The organism is Geothrix rubra (assembly GCF_030268065.1).
GTDB classification, from domain to species: Bacteria; Acidobacteriota; Holophagae; order Holophagales; family Holophagaceae; genus Geothrix; species Geothrix rubra.
The window spans coordinates 232,790-250,809 of record NZ_BSDD01000003.1 but is presented as its reverse complement, the minus strand read 5'-3'; the positions used below and the strand labels follow the sequence as shown (position 1 = coordinate 250,809).

Here is an 18,020-nt window from a genome sequence, read left to right as displayed (position 1 = left end):
CGGCTCGGGGTCTCCCGGATGATGCGCCCGACCCGCGCGGGGTTCAAGGGGCCAGGGTGAGGCCCAGGGCCTCGGCCAGGGCGCGGAAGGTCCCGGGGATGGGGGCCTCGGCCTCGATGCGGGCCCTGGAGTCCGGGTGGTCCACCGCGAGCTTCCAGGCGTGGAGGACCGGGTGGGGCAGGGCCAGGGCCTGGCCGTCGACGCCGAGCCAGCGGGAGGGTCCGCCATAGAGGGGGTCGCCCATCAACGGCGCCCGCAGCGAGGCCAGGTGGACCCGGATCTGGTGGGTGCGCCCGGTGAGCAGCTCGCATTCCACCAGGGCGGCGCTGGTGGTGCGGGCCAGCACCCGGATGCGCGTCTGCGCCGGCCGCCCGCCCTCAGCCACCACCATGCGCAGCCGGTCCTGCTTGTGGCGGGCGATGGGGGCGTCGATGAGCAGCGAGCCCAGCTGGGGCAGCTTGGGGGAGTGGCGGACCAGGGCGAGGTACCGCTTCTCCACCGTGCGGGCCTTGAACTGGGCCTGGATGGCGCGCTGGGCCTCCTGGGTCTTGGCGAGGCAGAGGCAGCCGGTGGTGTAGCGGTCCAGCCGGTGCACGAGGCCCGGCCAGCCCGTGGCAAGCTCCTCCGCGTCCTCTTCCGGTTCGTCGGGGTCCTCCGGGGCGGTGGCGGGTGCCTTCAGCCGGTGCAGGAGGGCGTTCACCACGGTGCCGCCGGGGTGCCCCGGCCCGGGGTGGACGACCATGCCCGCGGGCTTGTCCACGATCCAGAGCAGGCCGTCCTCGTAGAGCGTCGGGAGGTCGATGGCTTCGGGGGCCAGGTGGGCGGCGGGCGGGGGCGGCGTGGGCAGCTCCGTCTCGATCACATCCCCGGCCCGGAGGCGCACGCCGCCCTTGGACACCGGCTGTCCGTTCACGGAGACGCTCCCGGTGCGGATGTGGGCATCCCAGCGGGCCCGCGGGACCTCGGGATGGCGGTCGGCCAGGAACCGGTCCAGCCGGGGGGCGTCGGCCTCGACGCTGATCCGGCTCATCGCGCCGCCGCGGGCCGCCGGCGGCTCCAGGCCAGCCAGAGGCCCAGGCCCAGCATCATGAAGCCCAGGCCCGTGGCCCGGCCGGTGCTCAGCCAGGACCAGCCCAGCCAGCCGGTGCCGCGGTCCCCGTCGCCGCGCCAGGTCTCGGTGACGATGCGGCCCAGGCCCTCCACCAGGAAGTAGAGGGCGAAGATCTGGCCCTCGAAGCCGCGGCGCTTGCGCGCGATCAGCAGGACGGCCATGACGGTCAGGTTCGCCAGGCTGTTGTAGAGCTGCACCGGGTGCAGGGGGATGTCCAGGGGCGTGCCGCTGAAGGCCTGGGCCACGGGGTTGGTGAAGGTCACCGACCAGGGCACGTGGGTCTCCGTGCCGTAGCAGCAGCCGGCGGAGAAGCAGCCCAGGCGGCCGATGGCCTGGCCCAGGGCCACGCCGGGCACCAGGGCGTCGCCCGTGATCCGCAGGGGCAGGCCCTGGCCCTTCCGGAGCTTCCAGAAGAACACCAGGGTGGCGGCGATGATGCCGCCATGGATGGCGCCTCCGGCCCGCAGGGTGGAGAGGGTGAAGATGTCCCGGAAGGCCATGGCGCCTTCCTGACCCGCGGGGGTGAAGAGCCCCACGATGATCATCAGGAGCTTGGAGCCCACGATGGCCGCCACGAGGACGGCGATGGCCAGGTCCGTGATGGCCGCGGGCACCAGGTTGTCGAGCTTCCCCTGCCGCTGGGCCAGGGCCCTGCCCGCGAAGAAGGCCAGGGCCAGGAGGAGGCCGTAGGTGCCGATGGGGAAGCTGCCGATCTGGAAGAGGACGGGATGCATCGAAAATCCGGGGCGGGAGGGTGGAAACTGGAGGCCGAAGACTGAAGACTGAAGACCGACGAGGAGGCCGCCATGTCGAGGATCACCGCCCAGGATCTGGCCACGAGGCTGGGAGGCGAACTGGAGCATTGTCCCCCGGATCGCCCCATTTCCGAAGTACGGCCGCTGGACGAGGCCCACGCGGGCTCCGTCTCCTTCCTTGCGAACCCCAAGTACGCCGCCAAGGCCCTGGGGAGCGGGGCGGGCCTGATCCTGGCGGATCCCTCCGCCGACCTGGGGGACCGCCCGGTCCTCCGGGTGTCGAACCCCTACTGGGCCTTCGCCCAGGCCATCGGCTGGCTGCACCCCGAACCCGAGCCGGACTGGGGGGGAACCCCCGTGCATCCCACGGCCACCCTGGGGGCGGGCTGCCGGGTCGCCCCCGGGGCCACCGTGGGGGCCCGGTCGGTCCTGGGCGCGGGCTGCGTCCTGCACCCCGGCGTCCACGTGGGCGACGACTGCGTCCTCGGGGAGGGCTGCGAGCTCTTCTCCGGCGTGGTGCTCTACCGGCGCACCCGGCTGGGCCGGAACGTGCGGATCCACGCCAATTCGGTGCTGGGCAGCGACGGCTACGGCTACGTACTGGTGGACGGCCGGCACCAGAAGGTGCCCCAGGTGGGCTGGGTGGAGGTGGGCGACGAGGCGGAGATCGGCGCCTGCGTGACCGTGGACCGCGGCGTGCTGGGCCCCACGCGCATCGGTGCCGACACCAAGGTGGACAACCAGGTGCAGGTGGGCCACAACGTGCAGGTGGGGGAGCACTGCCTCCTGGTGAGCCAGACGGGCATCAGCGGCTCCACGAAGCTGGGGGACTACGTGACCCTGGCGGGCAAGGTGGGCGTGGTGGGCCACATCGAGATCGGCAGCCGCAGCATCGTGGGCGGCAACAGCGTGGTGGCCAAGAGCCTGCCCGAGGGGAGCTTCGTGACCGGCTTCCCCGCCCGGCCCCACCGCGAATGGACCGAGTCCCAGGCCGCCCTCAACCGCCTGCCGCGGCTGCTGAAGCAGCTCCGGGCCAAGGCCTGATCACTCCCCCAGGCACTCCCGCACCCGACGGATCAGTTCCTTGGGGCCGTAGGGCTTCTGGAGGAAGAAGACCTTCCCGTGCCGCTGCAGTTCCGGGGCGAGGTCGGCGGTGCTGTAGCCGCTGGAGATGAGCACGGGCACCGAGGCGCCGGGGCCGCCTCCGGCGCGGAGGGCTGCCAGCACCTCCTCGCCGCCCATCTCGGGCATGGTGAGGTCCAGGATCAGGGCGCGGATCCCCTCCGGATCGGTGCGGAACCGCTCCAGGCCCTCCCGGCCGTGGCAGGCGGTGAGGACGGTGAAGCCGCACCGCTCCAGGCTGGTGGTGGCCACGCTGCGGACGTTCTCCTCGTCGTCCACCACCAGGATGGTGCCGCTGCCGAAGTAGGGCTGGGGACCGGTCCGGCTCGTGGCCTCGAAGGCCTGGACTTCCACGGCGGCGGGGAAGAGCAGGCGGAAGGTGGTGCCCTCGCCGGGCCGGCTCTCCACCTGGATGGCGCCGTGGTGCCCCCGCATGATGCCCAGGGCCGCCGCCAGGCCCAGTCCCCGGCCCGTGAACTTGGTGGTGAAGAAGGGGTCGAAGATCCGCTGGAGGGTGGCCTCGTCCATGCCCGCCCCGGTGTCGGAGACCTCCAGGAACACGGCGGTCCCCTCGGGGGCGGTGCCGGCCAGGGTGGGTGTGGCCGGTCCGCTGGGCATGAGGCCCGTGGTGACGCGGATGCGGCCGGAACGCCCCCCCAGCGCATCGGAGGCGTTGGTGATGAGGTTCATGATCACCTGGCGGATCTGGGTGGGGTCGCCCTCGATGGGCGGCAGGTCCGAGGAGAACCGGTACTCCAGGGCAGCCTTCTTGGAGATGACGGTCTCCAGCAGGCCGCCCATCTCCTCCACCACCTTCGACAGGGAGATGGCCTCCACGAGGAAGCGGCCCTTGCCCGAGTAGGCCAGGAGCTGGTTCGTGAGCTCGGCGGCGCGGGTGGCGGCCACCTCGATCTGGAGCATGCGGCGCTTCAGCGGGTTGTCGTCCGCCATCTCCATCAGGGCCAGTCCGGCATGGCCGAGGATGCCCATGAGCAGGTTGTTGAAGTCGTGGGCGATGCCGCCGGCCAGCACGCCGAGGCTCTCCAGCTTCTGGGCCTGCTGGATCTTGGAATCCATGGCCCGGCGGTCCTGCTCGGCCTGCCGCCGCTCCGTGATGTCGCGGGCATGGATCACGATCCCCTGCACCCCCGGCACGTCGAGGGCGTTCTGGGCGGTGATCTCCAGCAGCCGCCAGCCCCCGTTCTGGTGGAGCCCGCGGGCCTCGACGCTGATGAGCATGCCGGGATGGTTCCCGAGCTGCTGGAACTGCTCCAGGAGGTTCGGCCGCTCTCCCGGGTGCACCAGGTCGAACACGGAGTAGCCGGTCCGCTCCCCGGCCCGGTAGCCCAGCACGCGCAGGGCGGAGGGGCTGGCGTAGCGGATGGCACCCTTGGAATCCAGGATGGCCACCAGGTCCTGGGTGTTCTCGATGAGGGCCCGGAAGCGCGACTCGCTGGCCTTCAGCTCGCGCTCCATGCGGTGGCGGAGGAGGGCCATCTCGATGGTGGAGTGGAGGGCCCGCTCATCGAAGGGCTTGACCAGGAAGCCGTAGGGGCCGCTCTCCTTGGCCCGCTTGAGGGTCCCCTCGTCCGCATAGGCGGTGAGGAACACCACGGGAACCCCCATGGCCTGGACCCGCCGGGCCGCCTCGATGCCGTCCATGCCCTCGCCGAGGGAGACGTCCATGAGGGCGAGGTCGGGCTGGTGCGCCTCGGCCAGGCGGAGGGCCTGCTCCCCCGTGGAGGCCACGCCCACCGCCTCGTAGCCCAGGGCCTGGAGGTGGAGGCGCAGGTCCATGGCCACGATGGCCTCGTCCTCGACGATCAGGATCTTGTCAGGATTCATGGGGAACGGCGCCGGGGCCCGGACGGGGGGTGAAGGTCAGTCGGATGGCGGCGCCCCTGCGCCGCTCCAGTTCGAGTGTGCCATCGAGCTGGTCGGCCAGGGCGCGCACCAGCTGGAAGCCCAGGCCGCCGTGCTCCAGGTCGGTCCCGTCCGGCAGTCCGCTGCCCGAGTCGGCCACGCGGAGCATGGCCCGGCCCCCGGGCAGCCCCTCGAGGTCGATCTCCAGGCTCCCGCCCTGTCCGGGGGGGAAGGCGTGCTGGAGGGCGTTGGACACCAGCTCGTTGAGCACCAGCCCCAGGGGCACGGCTTCGTCGGGACCGAGCCGGATCGGATCCACCCGGATCTGCAGGTCCACCAGGGTGGGCGTGCTGGCATAGCTCCGCACCAGGCGCTCGGCGAGGGTCTCCACGTAGGTGGCCAGGTCCAGGCGGGTGGGATCCGGCGAGTGCTTCAGCTTCTGGTGGATGAGGGCGATGGCCTGGATGCGCTCCTGGGCCTCCTGGAGGGCCGCCTGGACGGCGGGCTCCGGGTGGGATCCGGCCTGGAGCCGGAGGAGGCTGGACACCACCTGGAGGTTGTTCTTCACCCGGTGGTGGATCTCCTTGAGGAGCACCTCCTTCTCCCGCAGGGCCACCTGGATGGCCTCCTCGTGGCGCTTGAAGTCCGAGATGTCCCGCACGATGGCCAGCACCTCGTCGGCCCGGTGGGGGATGACCCGCGCCTCGTAGTGGCGTTCCGTCCCCGCGGCATCCGGCAGGGAGTAGCGGAAGCTCTGGGGCCGGCCCTCCCGGAGGCAGGCGCGGGTGGCGGCGAGGGTGGGTTCCGCCAGCTCGGGCAGGATCTGGGCCACGGTCCGCCCCAGGAAGGCCTCGGGCGGCTGGATGAGCTGCTCCTGGCTCGGGGTCTTGAGCCCGAGGAAGGTGCCCCGGGCGTCCAGGTGGAAGATCATGTCGGGCAGGGTGTCCAGGATGCTCCGCAGCTCCCGCTCGCTGTGGTGGAGGGCCTCGAGGGCGGCCCGCTGGGCGGTGACGTCAACGATGGAACAGACGACGCCCTGGACCGCGCCGTCGGCCACCAGGGGCTGGGCCGCCACCTGGACCCAGGTCCGGCGGCCGTCCTTCCGGCGGAAGCCGAAGACCGAACCGGACACGGGAAGGCCTGTGCGCAGGGCCAGCAGGGGCGGCAGTTCCTCGGGCCGCAAGGGGGTCCCATCTTCGTGGGTGACGTCCATGCTTGCGTCGAAGGGGCTGTCCATCAGCCAGGGTTCGCCGTCCAGGATCCGTTCCGCAGCGGCGTTGCGGGAGAGGATGCGGCCCTCCGCGTCCCGCAGCACCACGCCCTCCTCCAGGGCGGCGAGGGTGGAGCGGTACTGGGCCTCGCTGGCCCGCAGCCGGAGCTCCATCCCCTTGCGTTCCGTGATGTCGCGCGCCACGCCGTAGGCCAGGCCCTGGTCCGGCAGCGCGGTGGCGGACCAGAGGAGCCACCGGTAGGCGCCATCCCGGGCGCGGAACCGGCCCTCGAAGCCCAGGGGACCCCCGGACTGCGCCAGCTGCGTGTGCAGGGCCTGGATGGGGTCGCGGTCCTCGGGGTGCACCAGGTCCAGGATCGGCGTGCCGAGCAGGTCCCCCTGCCGGTAGCCCAGCTGGGCCTCCCAGGCCGGATTGAGGTCCTGGAGGCGGCCCTGCGCATCCCAGATGGCCAGCAGCTCGCCGGTCATCTGGAAGAAGCGGTGGCGGGCCTCCTCGGCCTGCTTCTGGGCGTGGATGTCGAAGAGGAAGCCCATCACCATGGTCCGGTCCGGGGCGGGATCCGGGCCGGCCTGGACCCGCACCCAGCGGATCGCCCCTTCCGGGGTGCGGAGCCGCAGGTCCATCTGCCGTCCGGTCCCCGACTGCCACGTCTCCCGGCAGAAGCGATGGAAGGCGGCCCGGTCGTCGGGATGGACCACCTCCCCCCAGTAGGGCCGGGCCAGCCAGGCGGGGCGGGGCCAGCCCACCAGGGCCTCCACCCGGCCGTCGAGGCGGCCCGGGCGGCCGGTTTCCGGGTTCATCTCCCAGGGGAGGGCGCCGGTGCCCTCCACGAGCTGGTTCAGCCGCGCGGTGTGGCGCGCCTGGGCGCGGAGGGCGGCGGCCTGGTCCTCCGTGGCGGCGCCCATGAGCAGCGCCGTTCCGAAGAGCACCGCCAGGAAGGCCTGGGCGTCGATCAGGAGGGAGGTCGATCCCCCCTTCCAGGCCAGGAGACCGAGCAGGACGAGCGAGAGGAAGGGAATGGCGAGGCTCAGGGCCCTCATCCCGCCCCGCAGGGCCACCCAGAGCAGGGGGAGGAAGAGCACGTACTTCAGGTGGAGGGTCCCCGGCGCGCTCAGGTCCACCGTGGCCAGGGCCCCCAGGGCCAGGGCCGCGGACTGGAGGGCGGCCTCGACAGGGCGCTCCGGCCGCCAGGACGCCGGGCGCCCGCCCCGGACCAGCGGGAGGAGCCACACCAGGAGGAAGGGGCCGAGGGTGAGGATGCCCAGCGTGTCGCCCAGCCAGAAGGCGTGGAAGGCGGTGAAGGCGGAGAGGGGACCGAGCTCCGAGCCCGCCCGGAGGGCCAGCACCGCTGGCGCCGCCACCAGCATCGGCCCCGCCATGGCCGTGAGGAGGAAACCCGCGACATCCGGCAGCCGCCGCAGCCGGGGGGATAGGCCGCCCCGCCGGAAGGCCAGGGCCACCAGTCCGTAGCCCGCGGCGTGGGCCAGGGCGTTGAGGGCGGCCAGGGACACCGGGAGGCCGACGGGGGGGAGCACCAGGGCCAGGTTCCCGAGGAAGGCGGCCACGGCCAGGGCCGGGGCGTAGGCCGGTCCGAGGATGAACAGCAGCGCCAGGCTGAGGGCGGCGGGGAAGTACCAGACGCTGACCGCAGGGGCCGGGGCCAGGTGGGCCGCCGCCCGCTGGAGGAGGATGAAGAGCACCAGGTAGGCCGCCAGCACGGGCAGGGGGCGCATGCGCGACCGTCGGAGGGCGGGTCCCAGCTGCCCCTGGGCGCCGCTGGGCTCCTCGTCGAGCGGGAAGGCTTCCGGGATGTTCATCCGAGGGCCGAAAGGGAGCTGCCCCCCGCCAGGGCCCGCAGATCGGGGGCGGCGGTAGGCAGGGGCAGGAGCTGGAGGGTGGCGGGGACACCCAGGGTGGACAGCTCGGCCTCCAGCCCGGCCCGGAGGCCTTCCAGGCGGGAGGGGTCCTCCAGCCAGAGGCGTGCGCGGAGCCCGGCGCGGTTCCGTTCCACACCCAGGCGCACCTCGCCGAGGGCGCTGAAGGGCACGCTGAGGAACACCCGGCGGGTGGGCTCCTCCGCGTCCCCGCCTGCCGCGTCGGCCTCGACCCAGATCCGCATGGGATCGGCGCCTGGCGCCCAGGGCAGGGGGATCTCGAAGAGGGCCGTGCCTTCCTGGGCCTGGAGGGCGTGGAAGGGCGCCTCCCGGGGCGAGGCGACCGCATCCGACAGGGTCGTCATGACCGCCTTCAGCAGGGTGGCCCAGCCCTCCGGCGTCGCCGCCGCCTCGGCGCCGGCCAGGGTCCGGAACAGGTCGGCCAGGGGCCTCAGGGCCTCTGAAGGGACCTGGAGCCGGGCCAGGAGGGGCGCGGCCTCGCCCTGGGCCAGGGGAGCCAGGACCGGATCCGTGGGCGGGGGCGTGGCCCCGAGCACCTGGAGGCGCAGGCCGGCTCCCCCAGGCAGGGGCGAGGTCTTCAGGGCCAGGAGGCTGCCTGCGGGGAAGGGGAGCTGGCCCTGGGCCCGCAGTTCCTGGCCGCCCGGAAGCTGGAGGCGCACGCTGTCGGGCAGGACCTCCAGCAGGACAGCCTCCAGGAGCTGTCCCTTCAGGAGATCGAGGCCGGAGACCGAGGCCGCGGCCGCCGGGGGCAGTTGCACGGCCCCGAGGGCCAGGGGGACCAGGGGACCGGGGATGTCCATCAGAGCCGGAAGTGGCGGCGCAGGTGGCCGGCGATGTCGGGCAAGGGGGCCACCAGGTCCACGCACCCCCGCTCCACGGCGGCCCGCGGCATGCCGTAGACGACGCAGGATTCCTCGGACTCGGCGAGGGTGTGGGCCCCCTTCCGCTTGAGCTGCTCCATGCCCTTGGCGCCGTCGGCGCCCATGCCCGTGAGGATGGTGGCCAGCACCTGGCCGCGGTAGTGGTCCGCCACGCTCTGGAAGAGCACATCCACGCTGGGGCGGTGGAGGGAGGAGACGGGCTCGGGCGTGAGCTCCACGCAGCCCTTCGGCCCGCGGGCCCCGTAGAGCATGTGGATGCCGCCCGGCGCGATGTAGACGGTGCCGGCCTTCAGGGGCTCTCCCTGCTCGGCCTCCTTCACATGCACCTGGCAGAGGCCGTCCAGGCGGTCCGCGAAGGGCCGGGTGAAGGTGCTGGGCATGTGCTGGACGATGAGGCAGGGCACGGGCAGGTCGGCAGGCAGCGCCGGGAGGATGTCCTGCAGGGCCTTGGGCCCGCCCGTGGAGCTGCCGATCACCAGCAGTTCGGCGGTGGGCGAGGCGGGGAGGGCGGTGCCTGCGGGGATCGGGACCGCGGAGATCGGGACGGAGGGGACCGCGGGGCGGGCGGGCCGCACGGCCGGCGGTTCGGCCGGGGGCCGGGGATGGAACCGGGGGCTGGCGGCCAGGCGGCGCACCTTCTCCTGCAGGTCCTGCTGGATCTGCATGATGCTCATGGTGGCGAAGCTGCTCTCCTTCGGGATGAAGTCCAGGGCCCCGAGGGAGAGGGCGTCCAGGGTGGCCTGGGCTCCCTCCTGGGTGAGGCTGGAGACCATGAGCACCGGCAGGGGATGGGTGGCCATGATCTTCCGCAGGCACGTGAGCCCGTCCATCCGGGGCATCTCGATGTCGAGGGTGACGAGGTCGGGCTTGTGCTCCTCGAGCTTCTCCAGGGCGTCGATGCCGTCGCGGGCCGTGGCCACCACCTTCAGGTCCGGGGCCTCCTCCAGCATCTTCTGGAGGGACTTCCGCATGAAGGGGCTGTCATCCACCACCAGGATCCGGACGGTCATCACTGCTCCTCAGGCTTGAAAGGCGAGTTCGACGAACGCCAGGGCATGGTCCAGCTCGTCGTCGATGGAGAAGGTGAGGCGCTCCACGTCCAGGTCCTTGTCCAGGGAACCGGCCAGCACCTCCCGGAAGGCCGGCAGGCTCTCCAGGGAGAAGCTGAGCCGCTCGTCCGCGGGCCCGACCGGGATGCGGGTCCGCACCAGCAGGTCCGACAGGTGGATGAGGTTCGGCAGGAAGTCGCCGGACTTCGGGGCATGGTGGTCGCGGATGACCTCGATGATGGGCTCGGGGAAGTGCCAGTCGCCCGCCAGCAGGGCGCCGGCCTGGGCGTGGTCCATGCCGAGCAGCTCGTGCTCGGCGTCCACCGAGAAGCTCCCGGCGGCCACCTTCGCCAGCACCGCCTGGTATTCCTCCGGGAAGCAGGTGTCCAGGGCGACCTTGCCGATGTCGTGGAGCAGGCCGCCCAGGAAGGCGGTCTCCGCCTGCCCGTGGCGCCGGGCCAGCCGGCAGATCCCCCGGGCCGTCTGGCCCACGGCGACGCTGTGCTGCCAGAGGCGGAGGGCATCCAGGTGGACGCCGCCCCGGAGGGTCCGGATCACGGCGGCGCCGGTGCCGAGGTTGGCGATGGCATCGAAGCCCAGGCGCAGGACCGCGGTGCGCAGGTCCGCCGCCGCGCCGTCCCCGGCGTAGAGGGCCGAGTTGGCCAGGCGCAGCAGGGTGGCCGAGAGGGAGGGATCCCTGGAGAGGATGCCGAGGATGCGGTCCACGGTGCAGCGGTCGTCCTGGACCGCCTCGCCCAGGGCCACCACCGTGAGGGGGAGGCTGGGCAAGGTCTTGGCCTTCAAACGCGAGGCCAGCTGCTCCGGGGTGACCATTCAGAACTCCGCGATCATCGTCTTGTCCTGCTCGATGGCATGCTTGACGCTCTCCTTGTGGGCCTCCAGGGCCTCGGGCCCCAGCTTGAGGATCTCCATGGCCTGGCGGGTGGCCGGCTCCAGGTGGGCCGGGTTGCCGATGCCGGCCTTCTGCTCCAGGGCCAGGTGGTTGGCCAGGGCGACGATGGCGGCCAGGGCCAGGTGCTCCTCCTTGGCATGGATGGGATCGTGGTGCCAGCGGACGGCCTGCTGGAGGCCGGGGGCCAGGTTCCACTGCTGGACCAGGGCCTCCCCGACCATGGCATGGTCGAAACCGAAGGTGTCCAGCTCCAGGGCCAGGCTGTCGCCGCCCTCGTTGTAGACCGTGCGGAGCAGGGCCCCGTAGCGCTCGGGGAACTTCACGCCCATCACCGACTTCCCGATGTCGTGCATGAGGCCGCCGATGAAGGCCTCCTCCACCCGCGGGAAGCGCACGGCCTTGGCGAAGGCGCGGCTCGCGATGGCGGTCACCAGGGCGTGTTCCCAGATGAGCCGCTCCTGGAGACCCACGGTGCCGCGGTGGTAGAGGTTCTTGGCGGAGCTGGCGATGACCACGCTCTTGATGGTCGAGAAGCCGAGGGTCATGATCGCCTGGGTGAGGGTGTTCACCTCGCGCATCATCCCGAACATCGCGGAGTTGGCGATCTTCAGGATCTGGCTGGTGAGGGCCTGGTCCGTGGAGATGATCTTCCGGAGGTCCTCCGCGGAGGCGTCGGGATCCGCGGAAACCCGCAGCAGCTGCGTCGCCACCTGGGGCAGGGGCGGGAGGTCGCCCAGGTTCGCGATGAGTTCTTGCGGCGTGATCGGCATGGTGTGCTCCCTCAGGCCCGTTTCCGGTAGCCCATGGCCTTGCTGAAGTGCAGGAGTTCGAATCCTGTGTTGAAGGCGTGGATGCTTTCGCTGTGTCCCACCAGGAGGTAGGCGTGGGGGTGGAGCTGGGCGTGGAAGCCCTTCAGGACCTGGCCCTTCACGGCCTCGTCGAAATAGATGAGCACGTTCCGGCAGAAGATCACATCGAAGCTGCCCAGGGTCCGGTAGCCGCCATAGTCCACCAGGTTGAAGTTCCGGAAGGCGGTGTAGCGCTGGAGGTCGGGCTTCACCTGGAACAGGTCGCGCCCCAGGGTCAGGAAGTGGCGCTGAAGCTGCTCGGGGGTCAGGTTCCTCAGGGTGTAGGCGTTGTAGACCCCGTCCTGGGCCTGGGCCAGCACCTTCTCGCTGATGTCCGTGGCCAGGATCTCCACGGTGAACCCCCGGAGCGCGGTGTCCCGGAGTTCGTGGCAGATCATGGCCAGGGTGTAGGGCTCCTCCCCGCTGGAGCAGGCCGCGGACCAGATGCGCAGCCGGGTCTGACCCCGCTCCCGGGCCAGCTTCGCCGCCTCGGGAAGCACGATGTTCTGGAAGGCCTCGATCTGCGGGGGGTTCCGCCAGAAGCTCGTCTCGTTGGTGGTGATCTCCACGAAGAGGCGCTTGAGTTCGGCGGGGCCCTGGCTGCCCTGGAGCAGCGACAGGTAGTCCCCGTAGGTCCGCAGGCCCAGCTCCCCCAGGCGCTTGCTGAGGCGGTTCTCCAGGAAGTACTGCTTGGACTCGTTGAAGAAGATCCCGGATTTGGCATAGATGAAGTCCCGGAGGCTCCGGAACTCGGCGAGGGTCATCTGCTGCTTGGCCTGGAGGGGATCCATGCGGTCGTCCTTCCCGCGGGATCGGCTTCCTGGCCGGAGGCTTGAGTTTTCAGACGCGGTCCCTGAGCCTGGCCCGACCCCTGCGAGGGGGGTCCCCTCGTCGAGGTCAGCCCTCCAGGATCACGACCGCCAGGGCCAGGTCGCCGTCATGGCTGACGCTGCCATGGAGCGTCCGGACCCCCCGGGCGGCCAGGCGGTCCGCCAGGGCGCCTTCGGCCTGCATGCGGCCGTTCCGGTAGCGCAGCTCCTTCCAGGACCAGCCGTCCAGGCCCACGCCCAGGGCCTTGCCGAAGGCCTCCCGGAGGGCCCAGCGCCCGGCCAGCCGCTCGGGGAGCCGCTCCCGATTGCCGGCCAGGAGGTAGGCAGCCTCGTCCGGGTGGAGGATCCGCCCGGCGCACTTCTCCGCCCCGAAGCGCTCCACCAGCCGGCGCCAGCGGGAGGGGGGGCAGAGGTCCGTGCCGAGGCCGAGGATCATGGGGCCATCCTACAGCGGATGCCCTTCGTCCCACCCAGACCTGATTCCCTCCTCGCCGGGGCCCGATTCCGCCCTGCGCGGGGGCTTGAGCTCGTCCCACCCGGTCCTGATTCCCTCCTCGCCGGGGCCCGACTCCGCCCTGCGCGGGGGCTTGAGCTCGTCCCACCCGGTCCTGATTCCCTCCTCGCCGGGGCCCGACTCCGCAGAGCGCGGGGGCTTGAGCTCGTCCCACCCGGTCCTGATTCCCTCCTCGCCGGGGCCCGACTCCGCAGAGCCCACTGGGCTCTGCTCCGTCACCCGGCGGTCGGGAGGATCAGGACAACTCCAGGGCGAACCAGCGGTCGCAGCCCCCGTGGCCGGTGCGGCCCAGGGGGGCGCAGAGCGGGCGGAAGCCCAGCTTCCCGTAGAGCCTCAGGGCCTGGTCCATGCCGGTGAGGGTCTCCAGGTAGCAGGTCCGGTAGCCCAGGTCCTTCGCCACCCGGAGGCAGTGGCGCAGCAGGGCCTCGCCCAGGCCCTTCCCCCGGGCCGCCGGGAGGAAGTACATCTTGCGCAGCTCGCAGACGCCGGGCTCGCCGCCCTCCAGGGCCGCCACGCCCCCGCCGCCCAGGACCCGGCCGCCCTCGTCCACCACCACGAAATAGGCGGCGCCGGGCACCGCATAGGCCCGGCTCAGGTGATCCACCTCCGGGTCGTGGAGGGCGAAGCCGGGGCCGTCCGCCCCGAATTCGGGCATCACCGTGCGGATCACGGCCGCCATGGCGGCGTCATCCCGGGGTTCGATGGGGCGGAAGCTCAGCATGGGTCCACGGTACCGCGAATGGCTGTCCGGGGCACGCCCCCTGGGCCAAGCTGGAAGGGAGGTGTCTCATGTCCCAGCCTGCCTTCAGCGACCGACTCCGCGCGGGGGAACGCCTGCTCGGAACCCTGGTCCAGATCCCCCGGCCGGAGGTGGCCCTGCGTCTGGCCCGTCAGGGCTTCGACTGGCTGTTCCTGGACGGCGAGCACGGCGGCTACGGCCCCGCCGAGGCCTCCCGGACCCTGGCCGTCCTGGCAGGCACCGTCCCCTGCCTCCTGCGGGTGCCCTCCGGGGACCCGGACGTGCTCAATGATGCGGCGTCCTGCGGGGCGGCGGGCCTCATCGTGCCCCACGTGGACTCGGCGGCCCAGGCGGAGGCCGCCGTCCGCGCCGTGGGGGGCCGGGGTCTGGTGGTGGTCCAGGCCGAATCGCGTGAGGCCGTGGCGGACATCGCCGCCATCGCCCGAGTGCCCGGCGTGCATGCGGTCTTCGTGGGCCCCTACGACCTGACCGCGAGCCTGGGCATTCCGGAGCAGTTCGACCATCCGGCCTTCCGCGCCGCCCTGGACGCGATCCGGGACGCCTGCCGCGCCGCGGGCATGCCCCTGGGGATCTTCCGCATGACCGGGACCGAGGCTCGGACCCACCTCGACCAGGGCTTCACCCTCCTTGCCGCCGGCACCGACGGCGCCCTCCTGGAGGCCGGGGCCCGGGCCCTGCGGGCGGAGTGGGGCGGCTGAGCCCCTTCACTCCGGCCAGTGGTGCTTGGGATAGCGCCGCGACAGGCCCGGCCGCAGCTCCTGGTAGACCCGCTGCCAGAAGCCGGCGAGGTCGGTGGTGACCTGCACGGCCCGCAGGTTCGGGGCCAGCAGGTGCAACGTCAGGGGGACGGCGCCCCCGGCCACGGTCGGGCCCTTCTTCAGGCCCCAGAAATCCTGGAGCCGCGAGGCGATCCAGGGCGGGTCGTCCTCGTAGTGCACCTTCGTGGGCCGGCCCTTGGGCAGCTGGATGGCCTCGGGGGCCCAGGCGTCCAGGAGGCGCAGGGTCTCGGGCGGGAAGGCCTGGCGCAGGGCGGCGGTCCAGTCCACGTCCTGCACCTCGCGGAGGGTGGTCCGGCCCGCGCAGGCCCCCGCCAGCAGAGGACCCAGGAGGTCCTCGGGCAGGCCCAGGTCGGGCCGGTGCCTGCGCAGGAAGGAAAGGCGGGCCAGCATCCGGGCCGGCACCTCGTCCAGGGGGCGGCCCCGCAGGGCCTCGGCCAGGAGGGGCGCCACGCGGGGATCGGCCGGATCGGCGGGGCCCCGGCTGGCGTCGAGGACGAGCCCCTCGAAGCGGATTTCCGTGCGCCGCTCCACGCGGCCTGCACCGGCGTGGAAGGAAAGCTCGTCCACGTCCTCCAGCCGTTCCGGAAAGGCGTCCAGCAGCCAGTCGGCCTCGCAGCGGCTGGCCAGCCGGACGAGGGCCTGGGTGCCGGTGCCCTGCTTCACCGCCTCGGCCTCCAGGGCGAGCACCAGGCCGGGCCGCCGCACCCGGCTGCGGGGATCCAGCCGGGCGCCGCCTCCGCCCGCGAAGGCGCAGGTGCCGTTGGCGGAGAGCTGGCCCACCCGGTCCGGGTAGGCCCGGAGCAGGGCCTGGAGCAACCGGGCTTCGGCGTCGGGGGGCTCGGCCGGGGCGGGCAGGTGGCGGCGCAGGCTCTGCACGGCGCGGTGGGCCCGGTGGACGGCGGAGGCATCCAGCCCCGCGGCCCGGCAGGCGCCCGCGGAGAACCCTGCGGCCTCGGCCTCCTCGAACTGGTCCAGGCGCAGCAGCAGGTCGGAATCCGCGCCGTGACCGGTGGTCGCCGGGGCCCGCTCCAGGCCCTGGCGGGCGGCGAGGTCGCCGGCTTCCAGGAGGGCCGCGGCCCGCAGGGCCAGCTGGGGGATGCCCAGGTCCTCACCCGCCACGGCCAGCCGGGCCAGGCGGGGATGCAGGGGCAGGGCCGCCATGCGCCGCCCGGTGGCGCTGAGCTGGCCGGCCTCCAGGGCCCCCAGGCGCGTCAGCAGCGTTTCCGCGGCCTCCAGGGCGGGAGCCGGCGGGGCCTCGAACCAGTCCAGGGCCGCGGGTTCACGGATGCCCATGCCGTGCAGCACCAGCAGGGGCTCCGCCAGGTCGGCCCGCTGCAGTTCGGGCGTGTCGAAGCCGGGGCGGGCCTGGAAGTCGGCCTCCGTGAAGAGGCGGAGGCAGCGGCCGGGACCCGTGCGCCCCGCTCGGCCCGTGCGCTGGACGCAGCGGGCCTGGCTGATGCGGGTGGTGCGCAGCCCCGAGAGGCCCGACCAGGGCGAGTGCGCGGCCTCGCGGCCCAGGCCGGAATCCACCACGGCGCCGATGCCGTCCAGGGTGACGGAGCTCTCCGCCACGTTGGTGCTGAGGATCACCTTGGGGCGGTCGGAGGCCGCCAGGGCGAAGGCCTGGGCGTCCGGCGCGAGCTCCCCGTGCAGGGGCCGCAGGCTGAGGCCCCGCCGCGCGGCCAGGGCCTCGCAGCCCCTCAGGCAGGCCCGGATCTCCGCGGCGCCCGGCAGGAAGACCAGGGTGTGCCCGGCCAGGCCGCCGCCGTAGAGGCGATCCAGGGCGTCGGCCACCTGCTGGTCGAGGGGCCGGTCGTCCGGCCGGGGCAGGAAGGCCGTCTCCACCGGGTAGGCGCGGCCCTCGCTGCGGAGCACGGGTGCGTCCAGGTAGGCCGCCACGGGGCCCGGATCCAGGGTGGCGGACATGACCAGCAGCTTCAGGTCCGGCCGCGCCCCGCGCTGGAGGCGGCGCAGCAGCGTGAGGGCCAGGTCCGTGTGCAGGTGCCGCTCGTGGAACTCGTCCAGCACCACCGCGGCAATCCCCTTCAGCTGCGGATCCCCGTGCAGGCGCCGCAGCAGCAGGCCCTCGGTGACGAAGCGCAGGCGCGTGGCCTTCGAGACCTTCTGCTCGAAGCGCACGGCGTAGCCGGCCGTCCGGCCCAGCTCCTCGCCCAGCTCGTCGGCCACGCGGGTGGCGGCCAGACGCGCGGCCAGGCGCCGGGGCTCCAGGATCCAGCACTCGCCCCCGCCCAGCAGGCCCGCTTCCAGCAGGGCCGGCGGCACCCGCGTGGTCTTGCCCGCGCCGGGATCCGCCTGGAGGACGAGGTTCGACCGGGCCCGGAGCGAGGCCGTGAGCTCCGGCAGGAGGGGATCGATGGGCAGGGGCGTCCGCATCAGGCGCCCAGCGCGGCGAGGAAGGCCGCGGGATCGTCCACGGACACCGCCACCCGGTCCCGCGGGGCGGTGGGCCCCACGAGGCCCAGGGCCGGGACGGCCTCCCGCAGGCGCAGCTCCAGGACGGCCGGGCCGGGCGTGGTGAGCCGGTGCAGGCCCCGCAGGTGCCGGTGGCGGGCCCAGTCGTCCTCGAACTCCGGCAGGGGCGCCACGGCGAGGATCTGGTCCCGGCGCAGGCGGACCGACTTCACGGGCCCGAGGTTCAGCTCCACGGCCTCGTCCGTCACCCGGTGGGGCCGCCGCCGCAGGCCGGCCCAGAGGCCGAACAGCCAGAGCACCGCGTAGACCGTGGACAGGTGCAGGAGCCAGCGCAGGCCCACGGGCAGGCCGGAGAAGAGGACCCGGAGCAGCAGGACGTCCCCGGGGATGAGCAGGGGCAGCACCGGCAGGAAGCTGCCCAGGAAGGCCTCCCGGTGCAGGCTGAAGCCCGCGGGCAGGGGATCGCGGAAGCCGCCCAGGAGGAAGCGGATCGCGCCCCCCAGCATCACCAGCTCGAGGGCCATGAGCCGGGCCGCCCGGGGCGGGACGAAGGCCTCGAAGGCCCCGGCGATGCGGTCCTCCGGCCAGCCTTCCGCGGAGGTTCCGGCCTGGCGCAGGGCGCGGACCGCCAGGACCAGGAGCAGGGACTCCAGAACCAGGGCCGTGCCCATGCGGATCCGAAGGGCGGCCGGGGTGGCGCCGGGCAGGACGAGGCCCAGGCCCTCCGCCAGCAGCACCGCCGGCAGGAGGAGCCGCGTGCCGGGGAGGCGCCCCCGGCGCCAGTCCACGGCCATGGCCGCGAGGCGCAGGGCCAGGAGCCCCAGGAGCGTCCCCGTGAGCCAGGGCAGGACGGGGTGGCCCGGGGACCGAAGGCGCAGGAAGGCTGCCGTCACCGAGAGGGCGAGGAAGGCGCCCCAGAGGAGGGCGGTGGGGCGGGGAGTACGGGCCATGCCTCCAGCCTACCGGACCGCGGGATCGCCCCTGGCGATCCCGGTACCGGCGCCGCCCGGCGGCACCGCCCCCCTTCGCGTAGAA

The 18,020-nt window shown here is 73.1% G+C and carries 15 protein-coding genes; 2 read left to right on the top strand and 13 right to left on the bottom strand.

What is annotated here, in order from left to right:
• Window positions 1–43 precede the first annotated feature (43 nt).
• On the bottom strand, window positions 44–1,030 hold the full coding sequence (locus QSJ33_RS09170; protein ID WP_285724828.1) for an RluA family pseudouridine synthase: 987 nt from the start codon (window positions 1,028–1,030) through the stop codon (window positions 44–46).
• The gene (locus QSJ33_RS09165; protein ID WP_285724826.1) at window positions 1,027–1,845 is read right to left on the bottom strand and encodes a prolipoprotein diacylglyceryl transferase; all 819 of its coding nucleotides are present in this window, start codon (window positions 1,843–1,845) and stop codon (window positions 1,027–1,029) included. The genes QSJ33_RS09170 and QSJ33_RS09165 overlap by 4 nt, the downstream gene beginning before the upstream one ends.
• 72 nt (window positions 1,846–1,917) lie before the next feature.
• Here QSJ33_RS09165 and lpxD point away from each other — a divergent pair, with 72 nt between their 5' ends.
• Window positions 1,918–2,910, top strand: a complete 993-nt coding sequence (gene lpxD / locus QSJ33_RS09160) for a UDP-3-O-(3-hydroxymyristoyl)glucosamine N-acyltransferase (protein WP_285724823.1) — start codon at window positions 1,918–1,920, stop codon at window positions 2,908–2,910.
• Here lpxD and QSJ33_RS09155 read toward each other — a convergent pair whose 3' ends face one another.
• From QSJ33_RS09155 to QSJ33_RS09115, 9 genes are all read right to left on the bottom strand, one after another.
• Window positions 2,911–4,833, bottom strand: a complete 1,923-nt coding sequence (locus QSJ33_RS09155) for an ATP-binding response regulator (RefSeq protein WP_285724821.1) — start codon at window positions 4,831–4,833, stop codon at window positions 2,911–2,913.
• On the bottom strand, window positions 4,823–7,900 hold the full coding sequence (locus QSJ33_RS09150; RefSeq protein ID WP_285724819.1) for a PAS domain S-box protein: 3,078 nt from the start codon (window positions 7,898–7,900) through the stop codon (window positions 4,823–4,825). Before QSJ33_RS09150 ends, QSJ33_RS09155 begins: the two co-directional genes overlap by 11 nt.
• Window positions 7,897–8,778, bottom strand: coding sequence for a hypothetical protein (locus QSJ33_RS09145; RefSeq protein WP_285724817.1), 882 nt, complete (start codon window positions 8,776–8,778; stop codon window positions 7,897–7,899). Before QSJ33_RS09145 ends, QSJ33_RS09150 begins: the two co-directional genes overlap by 4 nt.
• The gene (locus QSJ33_RS09140; RefSeq protein WP_285724815.1) at window positions 8,778–9,869 is read right to left on the bottom strand and encodes a protein-glutamate methylesterase/protein-glutamine glutaminase; all 1,092 of its coding nucleotides are present in this window, start codon (window positions 9,867–9,869) and stop codon (window positions 8,778–8,780) included. Before QSJ33_RS09140 ends, QSJ33_RS09145 begins: the two co-directional genes overlap by 1 nt.
• A 9-nt stretch (window positions 9,870–9,878) precedes the next feature.
• Complete coding sequence (locus QSJ33_RS09135) at window positions 9,879–10,742, bottom strand: HDOD domain-containing protein (protein ID WP_285724813.1); 864 nt, start codon at window positions 10,740–10,742, stop codon at window positions 9,879–9,881.
• On the bottom strand, window positions 10,743–11,591 hold the full coding sequence (locus QSJ33_RS09130) for an HDOD domain-containing protein (protein ID WP_285724811.1): 849 nt from the start codon (window positions 11,589–11,591) through the stop codon (window positions 10,743–10,745).
• Window positions 11,592–11,602: 11 nt separating this feature from the next.
• On the bottom strand, window positions 11,603–12,460 hold the full coding sequence (locus tag QSJ33_RS09125) for a CheR family methyltransferase (RefSeq protein WP_285724809.1): 858 nt from the start codon (window positions 12,458–12,460) through the stop codon (window positions 11,603–11,605).
• A 106-nt stretch (window positions 12,461–12,566) separates the two neighbouring features.
• Window positions 12,567–12,935 (bottom strand): holo-ACP synthase, encoded by a 369-nt coding sequence (locus tag QSJ33_RS09120; protein ID WP_285724807.1) that lies wholly within the window; start codon window positions 12,933–12,935, stop codon window positions 12,567–12,569.
• 313 nt (window positions 12,936–13,248) lie between these two features.
• On the bottom strand, window positions 13,249–13,734 hold the full coding sequence (locus tag QSJ33_RS09115) for a GNAT family N-acetyltransferase (RefSeq protein ID WP_285724805.1): 486 nt from the start codon (window positions 13,732–13,734) through the stop codon (window positions 13,249–13,251).
• A gap of 68 nt (window positions 13,735–13,802) precedes the next feature.
• Here QSJ33_RS09115 and QSJ33_RS09110 point away from each other — a divergent pair, with 68 nt between their 5' ends.
• Window positions 13,803–14,471 (top strand): HpcH/HpaI aldolase family protein, encoded by a 669-nt coding sequence (locus QSJ33_RS09110; RefSeq protein ID WP_285724803.1) that lies wholly within the window; start codon window positions 13,803–13,805, stop codon window positions 14,469–14,471.
• A gap of 6 nt (window positions 14,472–14,477) precedes the next feature.
• On the opposite strand, the gene hrpB is transcribed toward QSJ33_RS09110, so the two are convergent.
• Window positions 14,478–16,946, bottom strand: coding sequence for an ATP-dependent helicase HrpB (hrpB, locus tag QSJ33_RS09105; protein ID WP_285724801.1), 2,469 nt, complete (start codon window positions 16,944–16,946; stop codon window positions 14,478–14,480).
• Entirely contained in the window at window positions 16,946–17,935 is a 990-nt protein-coding gene (locus tag QSJ33_RS09100) for a hypothetical protein (RefSeq protein WP_285724797.1), read from the bottom strand. The genes hrpB and QSJ33_RS09100 overlap by 1 nt, the downstream gene beginning before the upstream one ends.
• Window positions 17,936–18,020: the final 85 nt, after the last annotated feature.